The organism is Pseudomonas sp. LBUM1655 (assembly GCF_059716085.1).
In genome coordinates, this window is the sequence record NZ_CP166801.1 from 489,646 (window position 1) to 504,523 (window position 14,878).

The window sequence follows — 14,878 nt, forward strand, 5'->3', positions numbered from 1 at the left end:
GGTCCGGTCTCAAGCTGCCTGTTTTGCCGTGACGAAGGCCGCAAGGCTCGCCACGTTGGTGAAGTGGTTACGGGTGTCTTTGGCGTCGGCGTCGATCTTGATGCCGTACTTTTTCTGGATCGCCAGACCCAGTTCAAGCGCGTCGACCGAATCCAGGCCCAGGCCTTCGCCAAACAGCGTCTGGTCGTCGCCGATGTCGTCGACGCTGATGTCTTCGAGACCTAGGGCGTCGATGATCAGCAGTTTGATGTCACGGTGCAGATCGCTCATCTTCGGCGAGCTCCTTGATGAAGTAAGAGTGCAAATAATCGTTGAGCTTGCGCGAAGCCTGCGGTGCCGGGCCAAGCGCTGCGAATGTCTGTGGATCTATATCGGCCCCGACGCGAAAACTGAAATGCACGCGGCGGCTGGGGATCCGATACCAGGGCTCGGCTTTGGTCAGCGTGGTCGGGCTGACCTTGATGATCACCGGGGTAAGAATTTTCGCACCGCGCAGGGCAATCGCCGCCGCGCCCCGATGAAAGGACGGTGCCTGCCCCGGTTGAGTGCGGGTGCCTTCGGGGAAAATGATCAGGGTCTGACCGTTTTGCAGGGACTCGGCGGCGGCATCGAGCATGTCCATGCTGCCGTCATTGCTGATGTATTCGGTGCTGCGCAGCGGGCCACGGGTGAAAGGGTTTTCCCACAGGCTTTTCTTCACCACGCAATTGGCCTGACGCACCAGGCCGATCAGGAACACCACGTCGATCAGCGACGGGTGATTGGCGATGATCATCTGCCCGGGACGGCCGAGACGTTCAGCGCCTTGAATGTCGTAAGTGAGCACGCCGGTGCGGGCCATGAACCGGACAAAAAACCAGAACAGTCGACTGACGGTCTGCCGCGCGCGTCGGCGGTGTTTCAGGGCATCGCCCGGCAGGCAGCCGAGCAGCGGAAACACCAGTATCCGCAGGCACAGCCCGCCCAGCCCGAATAGAGCGAAGCTTGCGGCGGTGGCCAGCAGGCGCCAGTAATAGGCGTCGCGGTGCTTTTCGGTCACGGTTTGCGTTGCCAGGTCCATACGCGATTTTTCCAGGCATGTTGGCAAAGGGTTTGCTGGCCGAGCAGGGTACGCAGCAGATTCAACGCGTGTGGCCAGTGCGCCTTGGACAGTGCTTCTGAGGTGCTGTTCAGGGTCAGCCGCCAGTCGGTACCCGGGGTGAGCAAAAGGCCTACCGCGTAAGGAAACGGCACGTCGTCGATCCACCGCGAATAGGCTTCGGGCGGTTGTTCTTCGGTGATTACCAGCAATACCGCCGGAGCGCCTTCATTGAGCAGCGCCGCGGCTTCGAGCATGCCGTGTTCGAGACCGTCACCCGCGGCGGCGAGGGCGGTCATTTCGCTGGTTTCGCCGCGCATGATCGACCACAGACCGATGATCGCGTTGTGCACCGACAGGCTGAACTGGGTCGGCGACAGCGGTTCGTCCTTGGCCAGATCACTGAGAATCTCGTAAGTACGCGGAGTTTCGCCGTGTCGCGAGACAAACACCAATGGCAGGTTGTCCCGTCCGTCGGCCAACGGCCAGCCAACACTGAAGGCCATTCGCGCCAACCGACTGAGACGGCGGCGCTGCATGGCCGGCAAAAACGACACATCGGGCGCGGCATCGCTGCTCTGGAGCACGACCGGTTGTCGGCTCCAGGCCTGCCAGGCGTCCACGCTATCGAGCCCCGGGGCCCATGCGCGCCATTGGGCGATGTTGAAGTTGATCACGGACATTCATCCCGCCCCTGCGGGCATTTGTTGACGCGTTGAGTCGCCAAAGCCGCAGCAGGCTTGACGTGGCGCTAGGCACCGGGTGGCGCGCATTATCCCGGTGCGACGAGTGTGTAGCAAATGCTGGTTACATTTTGCGCAACGAAATGTACCGAATGGTTCGCTGAAAAACTGTCAATTGGCCATTATCCAGATTGGCAGAGGCTTGTCTGTCGGGCATCTCGGCAATTGATGGCGGTTTTTAGTCGGTCTGCATGCGGATATTTGCACCTGACCTTGTAGTCCACCGCTGTGAAGGTAGCGAAGCGAGGCCGCGCGCATCTACACTCGGTCATTCTTTGATACACGGAGGTTTGGTCATGCGGCGCGTGGTGTTCAATCAGAAAGGTGGCGTGGGCAAATCCAGCATTGCCTGCAATCTGGCGGCGGTCAGCGCGAGCGAGGGGTATCGCACGCTGTTAGTGGATCTCGATGCCCAGGCCAACTCCACTCAGTATCTGACCGGGCTCACCGGCGACGACATCCCGATGGGCATTGCCGACTTCTTCAAGCAGACCCTGTCTTCCGGACCTTTTTCGAAAAAGAACCAGGCCGATATTTACGAAACCCCGTTCGACAACCTGCACATCATCACCGCCACGGCCGAGCTGGCCGACCTGCAGCCCAAGCTTGAGGCCAAGCACAAGATCAACAAGCTGCGTAAGTTGCTAGATGAGCTATCGGAAGATTACGACCGGATCTACCTCGATACGCCTCCAGCGCTGAATTTCTACGCGGTATCGGCGTTGATTGCGGCTGATCGCGTACTGATTCCCTTCGATTGCGACAGTTTCTCGCGCCAAGCCTTGTATGGCCTGCTGGCGGAAATCGAAGAATTGAAGGAAGACCACAACGAAGGGCTGGAAGTCGAAGGCATCGTGGTGAACCAGTTCCAGGCCCGGGCAAGCCTGCCGCAGCAGATTCTCGATGAGTTGATCGCCGAAGGTCTGCCGGTGTTGCCGGTGTATCTGACCAGTTCAGTGCGGATGCGCGAGTCGCATCAGGCCAATACGCCGCTGATCCACCTCGATCCGCGACACAAGCTGACCCAGCAATTTGTCGAACTGCACAATCTGCTCGAAGATGCCTGAAAACCAATGTGGGAGCTAGCAGGCTAGCTCCCACAGGGGATGCGCGGGGTATCAGATCCCCTGGCTACGCAGCCAGCTCATCAACTGCGGCAACGGAAACGCGCCACTCTGCCGTGCCACTTCCCGGCCGTTCTTGAACAGAATCAGACTCGGAATCGAGCGAATCCCCAACTGCGCCGACAACTGCTGATTGGCTTCGCTATCGAGCTTGGCCAACCGGCACTTGCCCGCCAATTGTGCCGCCGCCTGCTCAAACACCGGTGCAAACGACTTGCACGGCCCGCACCAGTCCGCCCACACGTCCACCAATAGCGGCAGATCGCCCTTGATCTGGCTGGCGTAATCGCCTTGCTTGAGTTCGAACGGTTTGCTTGACAGAACCGCAGATTTGCAGCGCCCGCACTTCGGCTGGTCGGCGAGGCGCTCGGCGGGGATGCGGTTGAGTCCGTTGCAGGATGGGCAGGGGATTAGCAGTGGGTTGGTCATAAGCGAGATCCAAGGGAGAGCTGATAACAGCTAGTTGGAGACGTTTGCTCATATTTTCAATCGTGCACCTCTTCGCGTTATGCCTAGGCTGAGGACGAAGCAGGCGAGTCCGTTGGTCTGCCTTCCAGTATCGCAACTTGCGATATTTCTGGTTTGTGATTAACTCCCCATAGCAGAATGCGATAAGGATGTTGCATGCATGTGTTTAGTGAAAAACCCATTCGGGAGGCCAAAGAACAATGGCCTCAGGCAGCAAGTGCTCTGGCGCAGTGGTTTCGTCTGGCAAGCAGGAGTTATCCAAAGGATTTCTCGGCGATGAAGTCGATATTTCCCGCGGCCGACAAGGTTGGTGAATTCCATGTTTTCGATATCGGTGGCAACAAACTCAGGTTGATAGCTTTTGTCAGTTATCGATCTCAGCGGCTCTACATAAAGTACGTAATGGATCACCGCGAATATGATCGCGGCAAGTGGAAGGAGGGAAGGGCATGAGTGTTTTGATCAAAACGGTTGCCGAGCATTGGGAGTTTGTTTCTCCGTTGGTTCGAAAACCAAAGAACGAGGACGATTACGACTCCTTGGTGCAAGCTGTCGACGAGTTACTCGAGATTACGGGCGATGATGCATCACATCCGTTGATGAGCCTGGTCGATATCATCGGTGACTGGATCGAAGAATGGGATCACACCCATCACCCCATGGCCCAAGCGAGTGGCGAAGAGGTTCTCGGTTACATGATGCGCGAACACGGCCTGACCCAGAGCGACCTGCCGGGTGTCGGTACGCAATCTGTCGTTTCGGAAATTCTGAGTGGCAAGCGCAAGCTCAACCTACGCCAGATTCGTTGGTTGGCAGAGCGCTTCAATGTGCCGATCGATGTGTTTACCTGATTTTGGTTCAGGAAGAACAACTGATTTCCAGATGCTTGCCCCACTCCGGCGGACGCTCTGCATAGCTCTCCATCCCCGGCTGCTCCTCGAACGGCTTGCTCAGCACCGCATGCAGCCGGCGCACCTCTGAGTAATCCCCTTGTTCGGCGGCATCGATCGCTTTCTGCGCCAGATAATTACGCAGGATGTACAGCGGATTCACCGCGTGCATCCGCGCGCGGCGCTGTTCCTGATCGAGCGCGCCATCGCGCGTAACACGGGCGACGTAACGTTCGCCCCAGGCATCGAAGCCTTTGATATCGACGAAGTCGTCACGCAATTGAGCAACGGCCAGTTCTGCGGATTGATCACCGAGCCGGCGGAAGAACAGCGTGTAATCAACGCCGCTGTTCTGCATCAGTTGCAGCAGGTTTTCCAGCAGCAATTGATCGTCATCTTCAGCCGTGGTGAAACCGAAGCGGCGGCGCATCAGGTCGAGGTAATGCGCCTGAAACAGCGGCAAATACAGACCCAGCGTTTCGCGCAACGCTTCGACGCTGATGAACGGCGTCAACGCTTGGGCAAGTGCGCTGAGGTTCCATTGGCCGATGGGTACCTGATTGCTGAACGAGTAGCGGCCCTGATCATCGGAGTGGTTGCAGATGAAGTTGGCGTCGAAGTCGTCGAGGAAGGCGAATGGGCCGAAGTCGAAGGTGATGCCCAGGATCGACATGTTGTCGGTGTTCATAACGCCGTGGCAGAAGCCGTAGGCCTGCCATTTGGCGATCAGTTCGGCGTTGCGTTCGACGATCTCGCGGAACATCGCCAGATACGGCTCAGGTTGTTCCAGGCATTCCGGGAAGTGCATCGCCAGCACGTGTTCGCCGAGCTGCTTCTGCTGCTCGGGACGCTTGGTGTAGTAGAAATATTCGAAGTGGCCGAAGCGGATATGGCTCGGCGCCAGACGCAGCACCATCGCCGCGCGTTCCTGCTTTTCGCGCCAGACCGGGGTGTCGGAGCCGATCACACAGGCTGCGCGTGAGGACGGAATGTTCAGCGCATTCAGGGCTTCGGAAGCCAGGAATTCACGTATCGACGAACGCAGCACCGCGCGGCCATCGCCCATACGCGAAAAGGGTGTTTGCCCGGCGCCCTTGAGGTGCAGATCCCAGTGTTCGCCGGCTTCGTTGTAGACCTCGCCCAACAGCAAACCGCGACCATCGCCCAGTTGCGGGGTGTAGCCGCCGAACTGATGCCCGGAATAGACCATCGCCCGTGGCTCGGCATCGGCCCACAGTTTGTGGCCGCCGAACAATTCAGCAAATTCCAGGGTTTCAGCGGTCGCCGGCTCTAGGTCGAGTAAGGCCATGGCCGCAGGGCTCGACACCACCAGACGCGGGTTGTCGATCGGCTCTGGCAGCACGTGGGCGGAGAACGCCTCGCCCAGACGGGCGAAGCGATTGTCGAAGGTCAGTTCGTCGAGGGCTTTCAAGGGCCTGCTCCAGCAGAATGTCCGAGCATTCTGCTGGGATTAGACCGGTTAGTCGAGTTTGGCCGGCGGCGGCTCTTGCAGCGGTTTCTGCTCGTCGGGCACCGCGACGATGGTTTTGGTTTCCGGCTCGATTGGCACCATCTTGTATTCCTGGCCGTGCAGGTTCTTCAGATAAACCTCCATCTGGCGGAACGAGATGTTGATTTGCTGTTTCTTGAACTCGCGGTTGATGAAGCGGTTGACCTCATCGAGTACCGGGTTGCGGTCACCCAGGTCACGCACGTGCATGCGCAGTTCGTGGTCGAGGGTGCTTTCGCCGAAGTTGAGGAAGTACACGTGCGGCTCGGGTTCCTTGAGCACGCGCGGGTTTTCCCGGGCAGCCTTGAGCAGCAGTTCCTTGACCAGATCCAGATCCGAACCGTAGTCGACACCCAGTTTCAGCGTCACTCGAGTGATGGTGTCGGTCAGCGACCAGTTGATCAGTTGTCCGGTGATGAACGTCTTGTTCGGGACAATGATGTCCTTGCGGTCGAAGTCGGTGATGGTCGTGGCACGAATACGGATCTTGCTCACCGTGCCTGACAGGTTGCCGATGGTGATGGTGTCACCGATCCGCACCGGACGTTCGAACAGGATCATGATGCCGGAGATGAAGTTCGCAAAAATCTCCTGCATGCCGAAACCGAGGCCGACCGACAGCGCCGCCACCAGCCATTGCAACTTGTCCCAACTCACGCCGAGGGTCGACAGGGTCGAGACAAAACCGACGCCGGCGATCACATACGACAGCAGCGTCGTCGTCGCGTAGGCACTGCCTTGGGCCAGATTGAGTTTCGACAGCACGAACACTTCAAGCAGGCCCGGCAAGTTGCGCGCCAGAGCGAAGGTGATGCCGATGATGATCAGCGCACCCAGCATGTCGCCGATACTGATCGGCACCATGCTCATGTTGGCGCCGGTGCCGCTGGTGTATTCGTAGAGGGTGATGTTGTCGAGGTACGAGAACACCGAAATCAGGTCCGACCAGACCCAGTACAGCGCCGCGATAAAGCCGCCGAGCAGGGCCAGACGAATCAGGCGTAGAGACTGCTCGTTGACCTTTTCGATATCCAGGGTCGGCTCTTCGATCACCGCTTCGCCGTCGCCGGCCTCTTTCGCCGCTTGGCGTTTGGCCAAGGCGCGCTGATAGGCGAGACGTCGCGCCGCGACACTCAGACCACGGACGAAAGTGGCTTCGATCACCAACCAGAACATCAGCAAATAGAGGGTATTGATCAAGCGGTCGCTGAGTTTCAGCGCGGTGTAGTAGTAGCCAAAGCACACCGCGACGAACAGGGCGATTGGCAGCAGGGTGAACATCACCCCGACAGCCTTGCGGAACAGCGAGGCGTTTTCGTGGGCCGGGCTGCTGATCAGCAAGCGACTGAGCAACCACGCCATCAACGCGTAGCAGGTCAGCACCACCGGCATGCCAAGCACATCGTCGGCGAGCGCCGCCGGTTGCAACTCGGCGACGGCCACCACGGCGACCAGCGCCATGACCACCAGCCCGAGTCGGCGTACCCAGCCTTGAAGGAATTCGACCTGGGGTTTTTCCCAGCGGAAATGCAACTCAGCCACGCCGCCCGGCGCGAGAATCCGGTAGGCGGTGTAGAACACCAGCCACGCCTGGCCCATTTGCAGCAGCGCCGCGCCCATGTTGGCGTTCTGGCCGCGGGCGTCGATCTGCAAGGCCAGACCGCACAGGCCCAGACCGAGCGCCACCGGCATCGCCAACAGAATGTTGATCAGAATCGCCTGCGGGGTGTGCCACTGACTGTCGCGTTTGAAATGGCCAATGTCCTGGTGAACCTTGTTCAGCCGACCGTAGAGACTTTTGCGCCGCCACAGCAGTGCGCCGATCAGCAACGCCAGCGGCAGGAACAGCAAGGGGCGCTGGGTCAGACCGTCGGTCAGTTCGCTCAGGCTGGATGCCCATGGCAGCGTGTCGACCTGACGTTTCAGCCGCTCCGGCACGCCACGCATCCACTCCAGGTCCAGCGGCTTGTTGCTGGGAATCCAGAACATTTGCTCATCGAGGGTCGCGCGCAGGCTCTGGGCCGTGCTCAGCAGTTGCTTCTGGTTGAGTTGCAGAGTGATCGATTCATTGAGCATCGCACTCAGTTCGCGGTTCAGACGCTCCAGCAGGTCGACGCGAGTGTTGGCCAGATCCAGCAGGCTTTTGCGCAACTGCGGGGTGACGAGCTCTGGCGACTGGGTGGCCAGCAGATTGTCGACATAGGCCGCCGGATTGCTCAGCAGTTCACGCTGCTGGCTGACATCAAACTGATACAGGCGAATGTCGGCGATTTGATCGGCCAGATCACGGTCTACCTTGAGCCGTGGCAAGGCCTGCTTCTGTTTGTAGAGAATCTTCGACAGCAACAGGCTGCCCTTGAGCACGTTGATCTGCTCGTCGAGGGCCGAATCGCTCTGGGTCAGGGCGTCGAGTTGCTGTTTGGTTTGCAGGTTTTGCTGGGTGACTTCGTTGAGGCGGTCGGTGCTTTTGAGCAGGTAGTCCGAGAGCTTGAGGTTGGCTGCGCTTTCTGTGGCAAGCAGGCTGCTGCTGCCGGCCTTTTGCGCCTCGATTGACTGTTGCGTGACGGTTTCCTGAGATTGCGCCAGACGCTTCTGGTTGATCAGGGTTTGCAGTTCCTGAATCTCGCGGTCGAGGCGGTCGGATTTCTCCGAGAGCAAGTCATGTTGAGCGTTCCCCAGGTCCTGCAACTGGCTGTTACCGGCCAGTTCCTGACGGCGCAGCGGGATCAGCGCATTCAGTGCCGCCAGCTCGGCGTTCAACTGGTCGCGTTGCTCGTTGCTGACAGTCTTGCCGGCGTCTTTGCCGGACTTGAGGATGTTGTTTATCTGCTGGATGCGCGTCTGGCTGGCGGAAATTTCTGCCTGGGCGCGTTCGGGGCGGGTCTGGGCTGTGATGATCAGGCTGTTGGCGTCGGCCAAGGCCTTTTGCAGATCACTTTGCTGAGTCGAGCGGTCGGTGAGGATCTGCTCCAGCTGCGGGATCGACTCCTTGGGAAAACGCTGTGCGACCGGCACCACCGCAGTGGCCTTGAGGCGCGTCAGTTCGCGGGCATTCTCGATCGTCTGCTTCGGCGCCGTGGCCAACTGCTGCTTGAGGTCGATCAGCTTCTGTGCGTAATCACGCTGATTGTTCAGCTGATTGAGCGTGCTCTGCAGGACGGACTGCAGGGACTTTTTATCGGCCTCCGGCAGTTTGCTGTCGGCGAGCTTGTCCAGACTGGCCTGCACGGCTTCGCTGGACGGTGGTTCGGCGGCATAAAGCGGGCCGACAGTAAGACTCAGGCCCAGCAGGGCCGCGGCGAAAAAGGAGCGCAGGTTAGGCATAGAGACCGGTCAAGCAAGTGATAGTGGACGCAGTTTAGAGGAAGAGCCCGGGGCCCGGGCGACTTCCTTCGGGGAATCTGACGCCCACTTTGCCAATCTTGTTCCCGTCCATGACTGCGACGGTCCAGTGGGTGTTGTTCCACTCCACCTGGTCACCGACGATAGGAGCACCGCCGACTTTATGGGCAATGAAGGTGCCGAGGGTCATGTCTGGGTCGATGCCTTCGGCCGGCAAGCCATAAAGCGCTGCAACGGCTTTAAGCTGGGCGTCTCCTTCGAGCACGAAATCACCGAAGAAGCGCAGATCGAGGCCGCGTTGTGGCGCCTGGCTGAACAGTTTTCCGAGGGCTGGCAAGTTGTGTTCGTGGCCGATAACACACAGCAAATCATCGACTTCCAGCACCGTACTACCCGACGGATGGAGCAGTTGCTGGCCACGAAACAGCGCGGCAATACGTGTTCCCTCGGGCATTTTCAGCTCACGCAGGGGCGAACCGATGCACCATTTCTCGGCACCGAGCTTATAAACGAACAGCTCCCACTCGCTGGTGACGTGCACTTCCAGTGCGGATCGGGAAATCGGTGCGGGCTCGGGCGGTACCGTCACCTTCAGCAGTTTGGCCACCCACGGCAGGCTCGTGCCCTGCACCAACAGCGACACCAGCACGATAAAGAACGCGAGGTTGAAGTACAGCTGCGCATTCGGCAGCCCGGCCATCAGCGGGAACACCGCGAGAATGATCGGTACCGCGCCGCGCAAGCCGACCCAGGAAATAAAGGCTTTTTCGCGGCCATGGAACGCCTTGAACGGCAGCAGGCCCACCACCACCGACAGCGGCCGCGCGAACAGAATCATCCACAGCGCCAGACCGAGGGCGGGCAGGGCGATGGGCAGCAGATCATGAGGGGTAACCAGCAAGCCCAGCACGAGGAACATGCCGATCTGCGCCAGCCACGCCATGCCGTCGAGCATATGCAGAATGCCGTGGCGACTGCGCACCGGACGGTTACCGATCACCAGGCCGCACAGGTAAACCGCGAGGAAACCACTGCCATGCAAGGCGTTGGTCAGGGCGAACACCACCAGACCGCCGGCGATCATCAGAATCGGATACAGGCCAGCGGCGAGGTTGATCCGGTTGACCAGTTGCAGCATCAGCCAGCCACCGCCCAGACCGATCACGCCACCGATGCCGAACTCGCGGATCAGGTGCGTCAGCAGGCTCCAGTGCAACCCGGTCTGGCCGCTGGCGAGCATATCGATCAGGGTCACGGTGAGAAAAACCGCCATCGGATCGTTGCTGCCGGATTCGATTTCCAGGGTGGCGGTCACCCGTTCGTTCAGACCTTTGCCGCCGAGCAGCGAAAACACCGCTGCGGCGTCGGTCGAGCCGACGATGGCGCCGATCAGGAGGCCCTGAATCATGTTCAAATCGAACAGCCACGCAGCCGCCATGCCGGTCAGCCCGGTGGTGATCAACACCCCGACCGTGGCCAGCGACAGCGCCGGCCATAACGCCACGCGAAAACTTGAAACCCGCGTGCGCAAGCCGCCGTCGAGGAGAATCACTGCCAGTGCGAGGTTGCCGACCAGATAGGCCGTGGGGTAGTTATCGAAAATGATCCCGCCGCCATCGACCCCGGCCGCCATGCCGACCGCGAGAATGATGACCAGAATCGGAATGCCGAGACGGGAAGAAAGAGAGCTGACAAGAATGCTTGCGCCTACCAGCAACGCGCCGATCAAGAACAGGCTGTTGATGGTCGTCGCATTCAAAGGCAGTACTCCACAAGCGTAAAGACGGGCACAAACTGACCATGCAGTCTGCGTGCCAGCGATTCTAACCTGTTGAAATGTGATGCTGTCAAAAAGCTTTTTCAGTGTGGCATCAGGTTTTGTGTTCGGCGGGCTATTGCTGCCCTCACCCTAGCCCTCTCCCGGGGGGAGAGGGGACTGATCGAGGTGTTTGTGCGTGGTACGCCGACCTGAAAGCCCTAGTCGAACTCAGACTTTGAAAAGTATGAAGAACTGCTCCCTTTCCCCTCGCCCCCTTGGGGGAGAGGGCTGGGGTGAGGGGGGAGCTTTTGATCCTGCTTTTGATCTTAGAGGCTGAACCGCCCAACCATATTGTTCAGGTCCAGCGCCAGGCGCGACAGCTCATTGCTCGCCGCACTGGTCTGATTCGCCCCGGTCGCCGATTGCACCGACAGATCACGGATGTTCACCAGGTTGCGATCCACTTCCCGCGCCACTTGCGCCTGTTCTTCGGCGGCGCTGGCGATCACCAGGTTGCGCTCGTTGATCTCGACGATGGCGGTGTTGATGGTGTCCAGCGACATCCCGGCACCACGGGCAATGTTCAGCGTCGACTCGGCGCGCTCGGTGCTGTTACGCATCGAATCCACAGCGTGTTCGGTGCCACTCTGAATGCTGCCGATCATGCGTTCGATTTCGCTGGTCGACTGCTGGGTGCGATGGGCCAGGGCACGAACTTCATCAGCCACCACCGCAAAACCACGACCGGCCTCACCGGCGCGCGCCGCTTCAATCGCTGCGTTCAGGGCCAGCAGGTTGGTCTGGTCAGCCAGGCCACGGATCACGTCCAGCACCTTGCCGATGTCGCGGGATTCATTGGCCAGATCACCGATCAGGCTCGCCGTACTCTGCACGTCGGCGCTCATGCGTTCGATGGCGCTGACGGTTTCCTGGACCAGATCACGGCCGTCACCGGCAGAGGTGGTGGCGTTCTTCGAGGCTTCCGAGGTGCTGACCGCATTGCGCGCGACTTCTTCTACCGCACTGGTCATCTCGTTGACGGCGGTAGCAGCCTGTTCGATTTCGTTGTTCTGCTGAGTCAGGCCGCGAGCGCTTTCGTCGGTGACACTGTTCAGCTCTTCAGCGGCCGAGGCCAACTGCGTGGCCGAACCGGAAATCCGCTGCAAGGTGTCGCGCAGTTTCGATTGCATCTTGGCCATGGCCGCCAGCAGACGTCCGGCTTCATCGGAGCCGTCGACATGGATCGGCTGGGTCAGGTTGCCTTCGGCGATGGTTTCCGCTGCGTCCAGTGCCTTGGAGATCGGCTTGGTGATGCTGACGGTCAGCAGCCAGGCGAACAGGACAGTCAGGCCGGTGGCGATGACCAGCAAAGTGACGACCAGATTAAATGCCGAGGAATATTGATCGGCCGCTTGCTGATTGGTTTGGCTGATTTGCTCGCCGTTAATCTGCATCAGGCGGTTGAGCACGCCGTTCATCGCTTCGGAGTTATTCAGCAATTCGGTGTTGAGCAGGTTGCGCAACTCATCCACCTGATTGTTGCGCGACAGGGTCTTCATCCTGTCTTCGATCTGGCGGTACTGACCGAGCAACTGCACGTATTGGTCGTAGGCCGAACGCTCGTCCGGGCTGCCGATCAGCGGCTCGTAATCAGACTGGGCTTTGCGGATCTGCTGATTGCGCATGTCCAGCAGTTCCATGGTTTTCTGCTGCACGTCCGGCTCGCGGTTGACCAGCAAGCGGTATGACAGCACGCGCAGGCGCAGGGTCAACTGAGTGAATTCGTCGAGGTTCTTGATGCTCGGCACGCTGCTCGACGAGATGTCCTCGGCGGCGTCGCGGATTTTGCTCATTTGATTCAAGGCGAACACGCCGAGAATCAGCATCAGGCCGCCGATCAGGGCAAAACCGGTGAACGCCCGGGGGGCGATATTCATATTACGAAGGGACATGTGCGGATACCGAGGAGGGCCGCATCCATGCGGGCTGAGACTGCTGTTGAGTGACTTATCGGTCAGGCGGATGAACTCTTTAGTCCATGTGCGTATTTGTCGCATCCGGGTTTGAGCGACGAAGTGCAGGAACCAGATCGGCAGATCACAGTCTTTTAAACTCGCGAGAACGGTCTCCCGCCAGGAAAATCAAGGCTTTGCACCGGTTTAACCCTGGCATCCGTGGTGACTTTTCTTTATCGTACGCGCCCTTTGAAAAACGCTTGGAAGATCAAAATGTTGGAAGCATCCCTCAGCCAATTGGAACAGCTCGTCAGCGACCTGGTGCAACAGAACCAGAGCCTTGCGCAAACCAACCAGACCTTGTCTACGGAACTGGCCCAGGCCAAGGATGAGAACGAAAGCCTGCAACTGAACCTGATGGAACAGGAAGAAAAGCACGGCGCCACCGCCGCACGCATTCAAGCCCTGGTTGATCGCGTCAACGCAGGTCCTGTCAGCGCATGAACCACCACACAGCAGGGGTAAAAGTCGTCTCCATTCTCGGGGAGGACTATTCGATCAAGGCACCGGCCGGGGAAGAACAGACCCTGCTGGACGCGGCAATGATGCTCAAGGCCGCGCTGGATGACACCAAACGCAAATACCCGACGCTGATCGGCGACCGCCTGCTGGTGCTGGCGGCGATGAATCTGTGCTCGCAGCAGATTGAAATGAAGAAGCAGCATCAGGAAGAACTCGACCGTTACCAAGAGCAAGTCAGCGCCACGGTCGACACCATCGCCAAGACCATCAATCAGGGTTGATGGGGTTGCGCACAACCAAAGAATAGATTGTCGATTGGGTTGTATACAATCGGCACGGCTGTTGCATTGCTTCCGCCTCTTATTCTTTGGGGGTGCTCCATGCAGTTGTGGCGACGCAGTATTCAATGGCAGCTGATTCTCAGCATGGGCACCGCCCTGCTGGTCAGCATCCTGATTGTGGTTGGCATTTATACCCTGGTGGTCAACCGCCTCGCCCAGAGCTATCTGGTCGAACAAGCGCTGCCGTCGAGCATCGAAGCGACGCGCAACGACATCGAACGCATCCTCGTCCAACCCCTGACCGCCGCGAAAGATATTGCCAGCAACTCCATGGTGCGCGACTGGTTGGCAGCGGGTGAAGACAGCAGCAAAACGGCGGCCTTCGCGCAGTATCTGGAAGGCATCCGCGCCGAACACAAAGCATTTACGGCTTTGATCATCGGCACCGAATCCAATCACTACATCACCGAAAAAGGCCTGGATCGCACCCTGAGTCGGGCCAAGCCGGCCGATGCCTGGTTTTATTCTTTCCTCGACAGCAATCAGCCGCGCACCCTCAATATCGACAACGATGGCGCCACCGGCGAATTGGCGCTGTTCATCGATTTGAAGGTCGAGCAGGCCGGCAAAGTGGTCGGTGTCGCAGGGCTGGGGCTGAGCATGAAAGAGCTGTCGGAGCTGATCCACAACTTCAGCTTTGGCGAGCGCGGCAAGGTCTATCTCGTGCGTTCCGACGGTTTGATTCAGGTGCATCCTGAGGCGCAGTTCAGTGGCAAACGCACCCTGAGCGAGCAGATCGGTGCTTCGGCGGCGCAATCAGTCCTCGGTCAAAAAAATGCCGTGAGCAGCAGCTTCCAGCGCGACGGCGAAGACTTCCTCGCCTTCAGCCTGCCGTTGCGCGACCTGGGCTGGACGCTGGTGGCCGAAGTGCCACAGGCGCAGATCTATGCCGAAGCGCGCAAGGCGATGTGGATGAGCGGCGGCATTGGTCTGGCGGTGGCGCTGGTATGCCTGGCGCTGGTGGTTTGGCTGGCTCAGGGGCTGGTGCGGCCGATTCGTCAGGTAACAGCGGCACTGGTAGCAATCGGTAGCGGTGGGGGAGATTTGACCCACCGGTTAGATTCCAGCCGTGCCGATGAGCTGGGCGATCTGGCCCGTGGCTTCAATCGCTTCCTCGACAGCCAGCGCGGGATGATCGGCGAAGTG

Annotated in this window: 13 protein-coding genes and 2 pseudogenes; 6 read left to right on the forward strand and 9 right to left on the reverse strand. The window is 59.3% G+C overall.

Annotated features, from left to right (window positions below):
* Window positions 1-9: 9 nt before the first annotated feature.
* Genes ACA074_RS02205 through ACA074_RS02215 form a run of 3 tightly spaced genes read right to left on the reverse strand, consistent with a single transcriptional unit; the run spans window position 10 to window position 1,761 of the window.
* The gene (locus tag ACA074_RS02205; RefSeq protein ID WP_201235862.1) at window positions 10-270 is read right to left on the reverse strand and encodes a phosphopantetheine-binding protein; all 261 of its coding nucleotides are present in this window, start codon (window positions 268-270) and stop codon (window positions 10-12) included.
* A complete protein-coding gene (locus ACA074_RS02210) occupies window positions 251-1,060 on the reverse strand; it encodes a lysophospholipid acyltransferase family protein (protein WP_497616154.1) in 810 nt (269 codons plus the stop codon). The genes ACA074_RS02205 and ACA074_RS02210 overlap by 20 nt, the downstream gene beginning before the upstream one ends.
* A complete protein-coding gene (locus tag ACA074_RS02215) occupies window positions 1,036-1,761 on the reverse strand; it encodes a beta-ketoacyl synthase chain length factor (RefSeq protein WP_401269139.1) in 726 nt (241 codons plus the stop codon). Before ACA074_RS02215 ends, ACA074_RS02210 begins: the two co-directional genes overlap by 25 nt.
* Before the next feature lie 356 nt (window positions 1,762-2,117).
* On the opposite strand from ACA074_RS02215, the gene ACA074_RS02220 reads away from it, so the two are divergent.
* Window positions 2,118-2,888, forward strand: coding sequence for a ParA family protein (locus ACA074_RS02220; RefSeq protein WP_102355587.1), 771 nt, complete (start codon window positions 2,118-2,120; stop codon window positions 2,886-2,888).
* Window positions 2,889-2,939: 51 nt separating this feature from the next.
* Here ACA074_RS02220 and trxC read toward each other — a convergent pair whose 3' ends face one another.
* Window positions 2,940-3,374 carry a thioredoxin TrxC gene (gene trxC, locus ACA074_RS02225; RefSeq protein ID WP_187679633.1) on the reverse strand — a complete coding sequence of 145 codons (435 nt, stop codon included), beginning with the start codon at window positions 3,372-3,374 and terminating at the stop codon, window positions 2,940-2,942.
* Window positions 3,375-3,569: 195 nt separating this feature from the next.
* Between trxC and ACA074_RS02230 the strand changes: the two genes are divergently transcribed.
* Together ACA074_RS02230 and ACA074_RS02235 are read left to right on the forward strand one after the other, a co-directional pair.
* Window positions 3,570-3,866, forward strand: a complete 297-nt coding sequence (locus ACA074_RS02230) for a type II toxin-antitoxin system HigB family toxin (protein WP_489880400.1) — start codon at window positions 3,570-3,572, stop codon at window positions 3,864-3,866.
* Window positions 3,863-4,264: a helix-turn-helix domain-containing protein gene (locus ACA074_RS02235; RefSeq protein ID WP_489880399.1), complete on the forward strand. Its 402-nt coding sequence runs from the start codon at window positions 3,863-3,865 to the stop codon at window positions 4,262-4,264. The genes ACA074_RS02230 and ACA074_RS02235 overlap by 4 nt, the downstream gene beginning before the upstream one ends.
* Window positions 4,265-4,271: 7 nt before the next feature.
* Here ACA074_RS02235 and selO read toward each other — a convergent pair whose 3' ends face one another.
* From selO to ACA074_RS02260, 5 genes and pseudogenes are all read right to left on the reverse strand, one after another.
* A complete protein-coding gene (selO, locus tag ACA074_RS02240; RefSeq protein ID WP_497678360.1) occupies window positions 4,272-5,735 on the reverse strand; it encodes a protein adenylyltransferase SelO in 1,464 nt (487 codons plus the stop codon).
* A gap of 48 nt (window positions 5,736-5,783) precedes the next feature.
* Window positions 5,784-9,137, reverse strand: coding sequence for a mechanosensitive channel MscK (mscK, locus tag ACA074_RS02245; protein WP_187679637.1), 3,354 nt, complete (start codon window positions 9,135-9,137; stop codon window positions 5,784-5,786).
* A 34-nt stretch (window positions 9,138-9,171) separates the two neighbouring features.
* Window positions 9,172-10,914: a potassium/proton antiporter gene (locus ACA074_RS02250; RefSeq protein ID WP_187679638.1), complete on the reverse strand. Its 1,743-nt coding sequence runs from the start codon at window positions 10,912-10,914 to the stop codon at window positions 9,172-9,174.
* A gap of 326 nt (window positions 10,915-11,240) precedes the next feature.
* Entirely contained in the window at window positions 11,241-12,113 is an 873-nt protein-coding gene (locus ACA074_RS02255) for a methyl-accepting chemotaxis protein (RefSeq protein ID WP_371042268.1), read from the reverse strand.
* 30 nt (window positions 12,114-12,143) lie between these two features.
* Window positions 12,144-12,971, reverse strand: a pseudogene (locus tag ACA074_RS02260) (MCP four helix bundle domain-containing protein); the annotation flags it as partial.
* A gap of 171 nt (window positions 12,972-13,142) precedes the next feature.
* On the opposite strand from ACA074_RS02260, the gene ACA074_RS02265 reads away from it, so the two are divergent.
* The 3 genes and pseudogenes from ACA074_RS02265 to ACA074_RS02275 form a co-directional block, all read left to right on the forward strand.
* Complete coding sequence (locus ACA074_RS02265; RefSeq protein ID WP_016987570.1) at window positions 13,143-13,373, forward strand: hypothetical protein; 231 nt, start codon at window positions 13,143-13,145, stop codon at window positions 13,371-13,373.
* Window positions 13,370-13,672, forward strand: coding sequence for a cell division protein ZapA (locus ACA074_RS02270; protein WP_016987569.1), 303 nt, complete (start codon window positions 13,370-13,372; stop codon window positions 13,670-13,672). Before ACA074_RS02265 ends, ACA074_RS02270 begins: the two co-directional genes overlap by 4 nt.
* Window positions 13,673-13,816: 144 nt before the next feature.
* Window positions 13,817-14,842, forward strand: a pseudogene (locus ACA074_RS02275) (HAMP domain-containing protein); the annotation flags it as partial.
* Between the last annotated feature and the right edge of the window lie 36 nt (window positions 14,843-14,878).

Bases quoted from the DNA above. Each gene is read 5' to 3' on its own strand.
- mscK (WP_187679637.1), bottom strand. From the start codon at position 9,137: ATGCCTAACCTGCGCTCCTTTTTCGCCGCGGCCCTGCTGGGCCTGAGT.
- ACA074_RS02270 (WP_016987569.1), top strand. From the start codon at position 13,370: ATGAACCACCACACAGCAGGGGTAAAAGTCGTCTCCATTCTCGGGGAG.
- ACA074_RS02205 (WP_201235862.1), bottom strand. From the start codon at position 270: ATGAGCGATCTGCACCGTGACATCAAACTGCTGATCATCGACGCCCTA.
- ACA074_RS02255 (WP_371042268.1), bottom strand. From the start codon at position 12,113: ATGGCCAAGATGCAATCGAAACTGCGCGACACCTTGCAGCGGATTTCC.
- ACA074_RS02235 (WP_489880399.1), top strand. From the start codon at position 3,863: ATGAGTGTTTTGATCAAAACGGTTGCCGAGCATTGGGAGTTTGTTTCT.
- trxC (WP_187679633.1), bottom strand. From the start codon at position 3,374: ATGACCAACCCACTGCTAATCCCCTGCCCATCCTGCAACGGACTCAAC.
- ACA074_RS02220 (WP_102355587.1), top strand. From the start codon at position 2,118: ATGCGGCGCGTGGTGTTCAATCAGAAAGGTGGCGTGGGCAAATCCAGC.
- ACA074_RS02215 (WP_401269139.1), bottom strand. From the start codon at position 1,761: ATGTCCGTGATCAACTTCAACATCGCCCAATGGCGCGCATGGGCCCCG.
- ACA074_RS02265 (WP_016987570.1), top strand. From the start codon at position 13,143: ATGTTGGAAGCATCCCTCAGCCAATTGGAACAGCTCGTCAGCGACCTG.
- ACA074_RS02230 (WP_489880400.1), top strand. From the start codon at position 3,570: ATGCATGTGTTTAGTGAAAAACCCATTCGGGAGGCCAAAGAACAATGG.
- ACA074_RS02210 (WP_497616154.1), bottom strand. From the start codon at position 1,060: ATGGACCTGGCAACGCAAACCGTGACCGAAAAGCACCGCGACGCCTAT.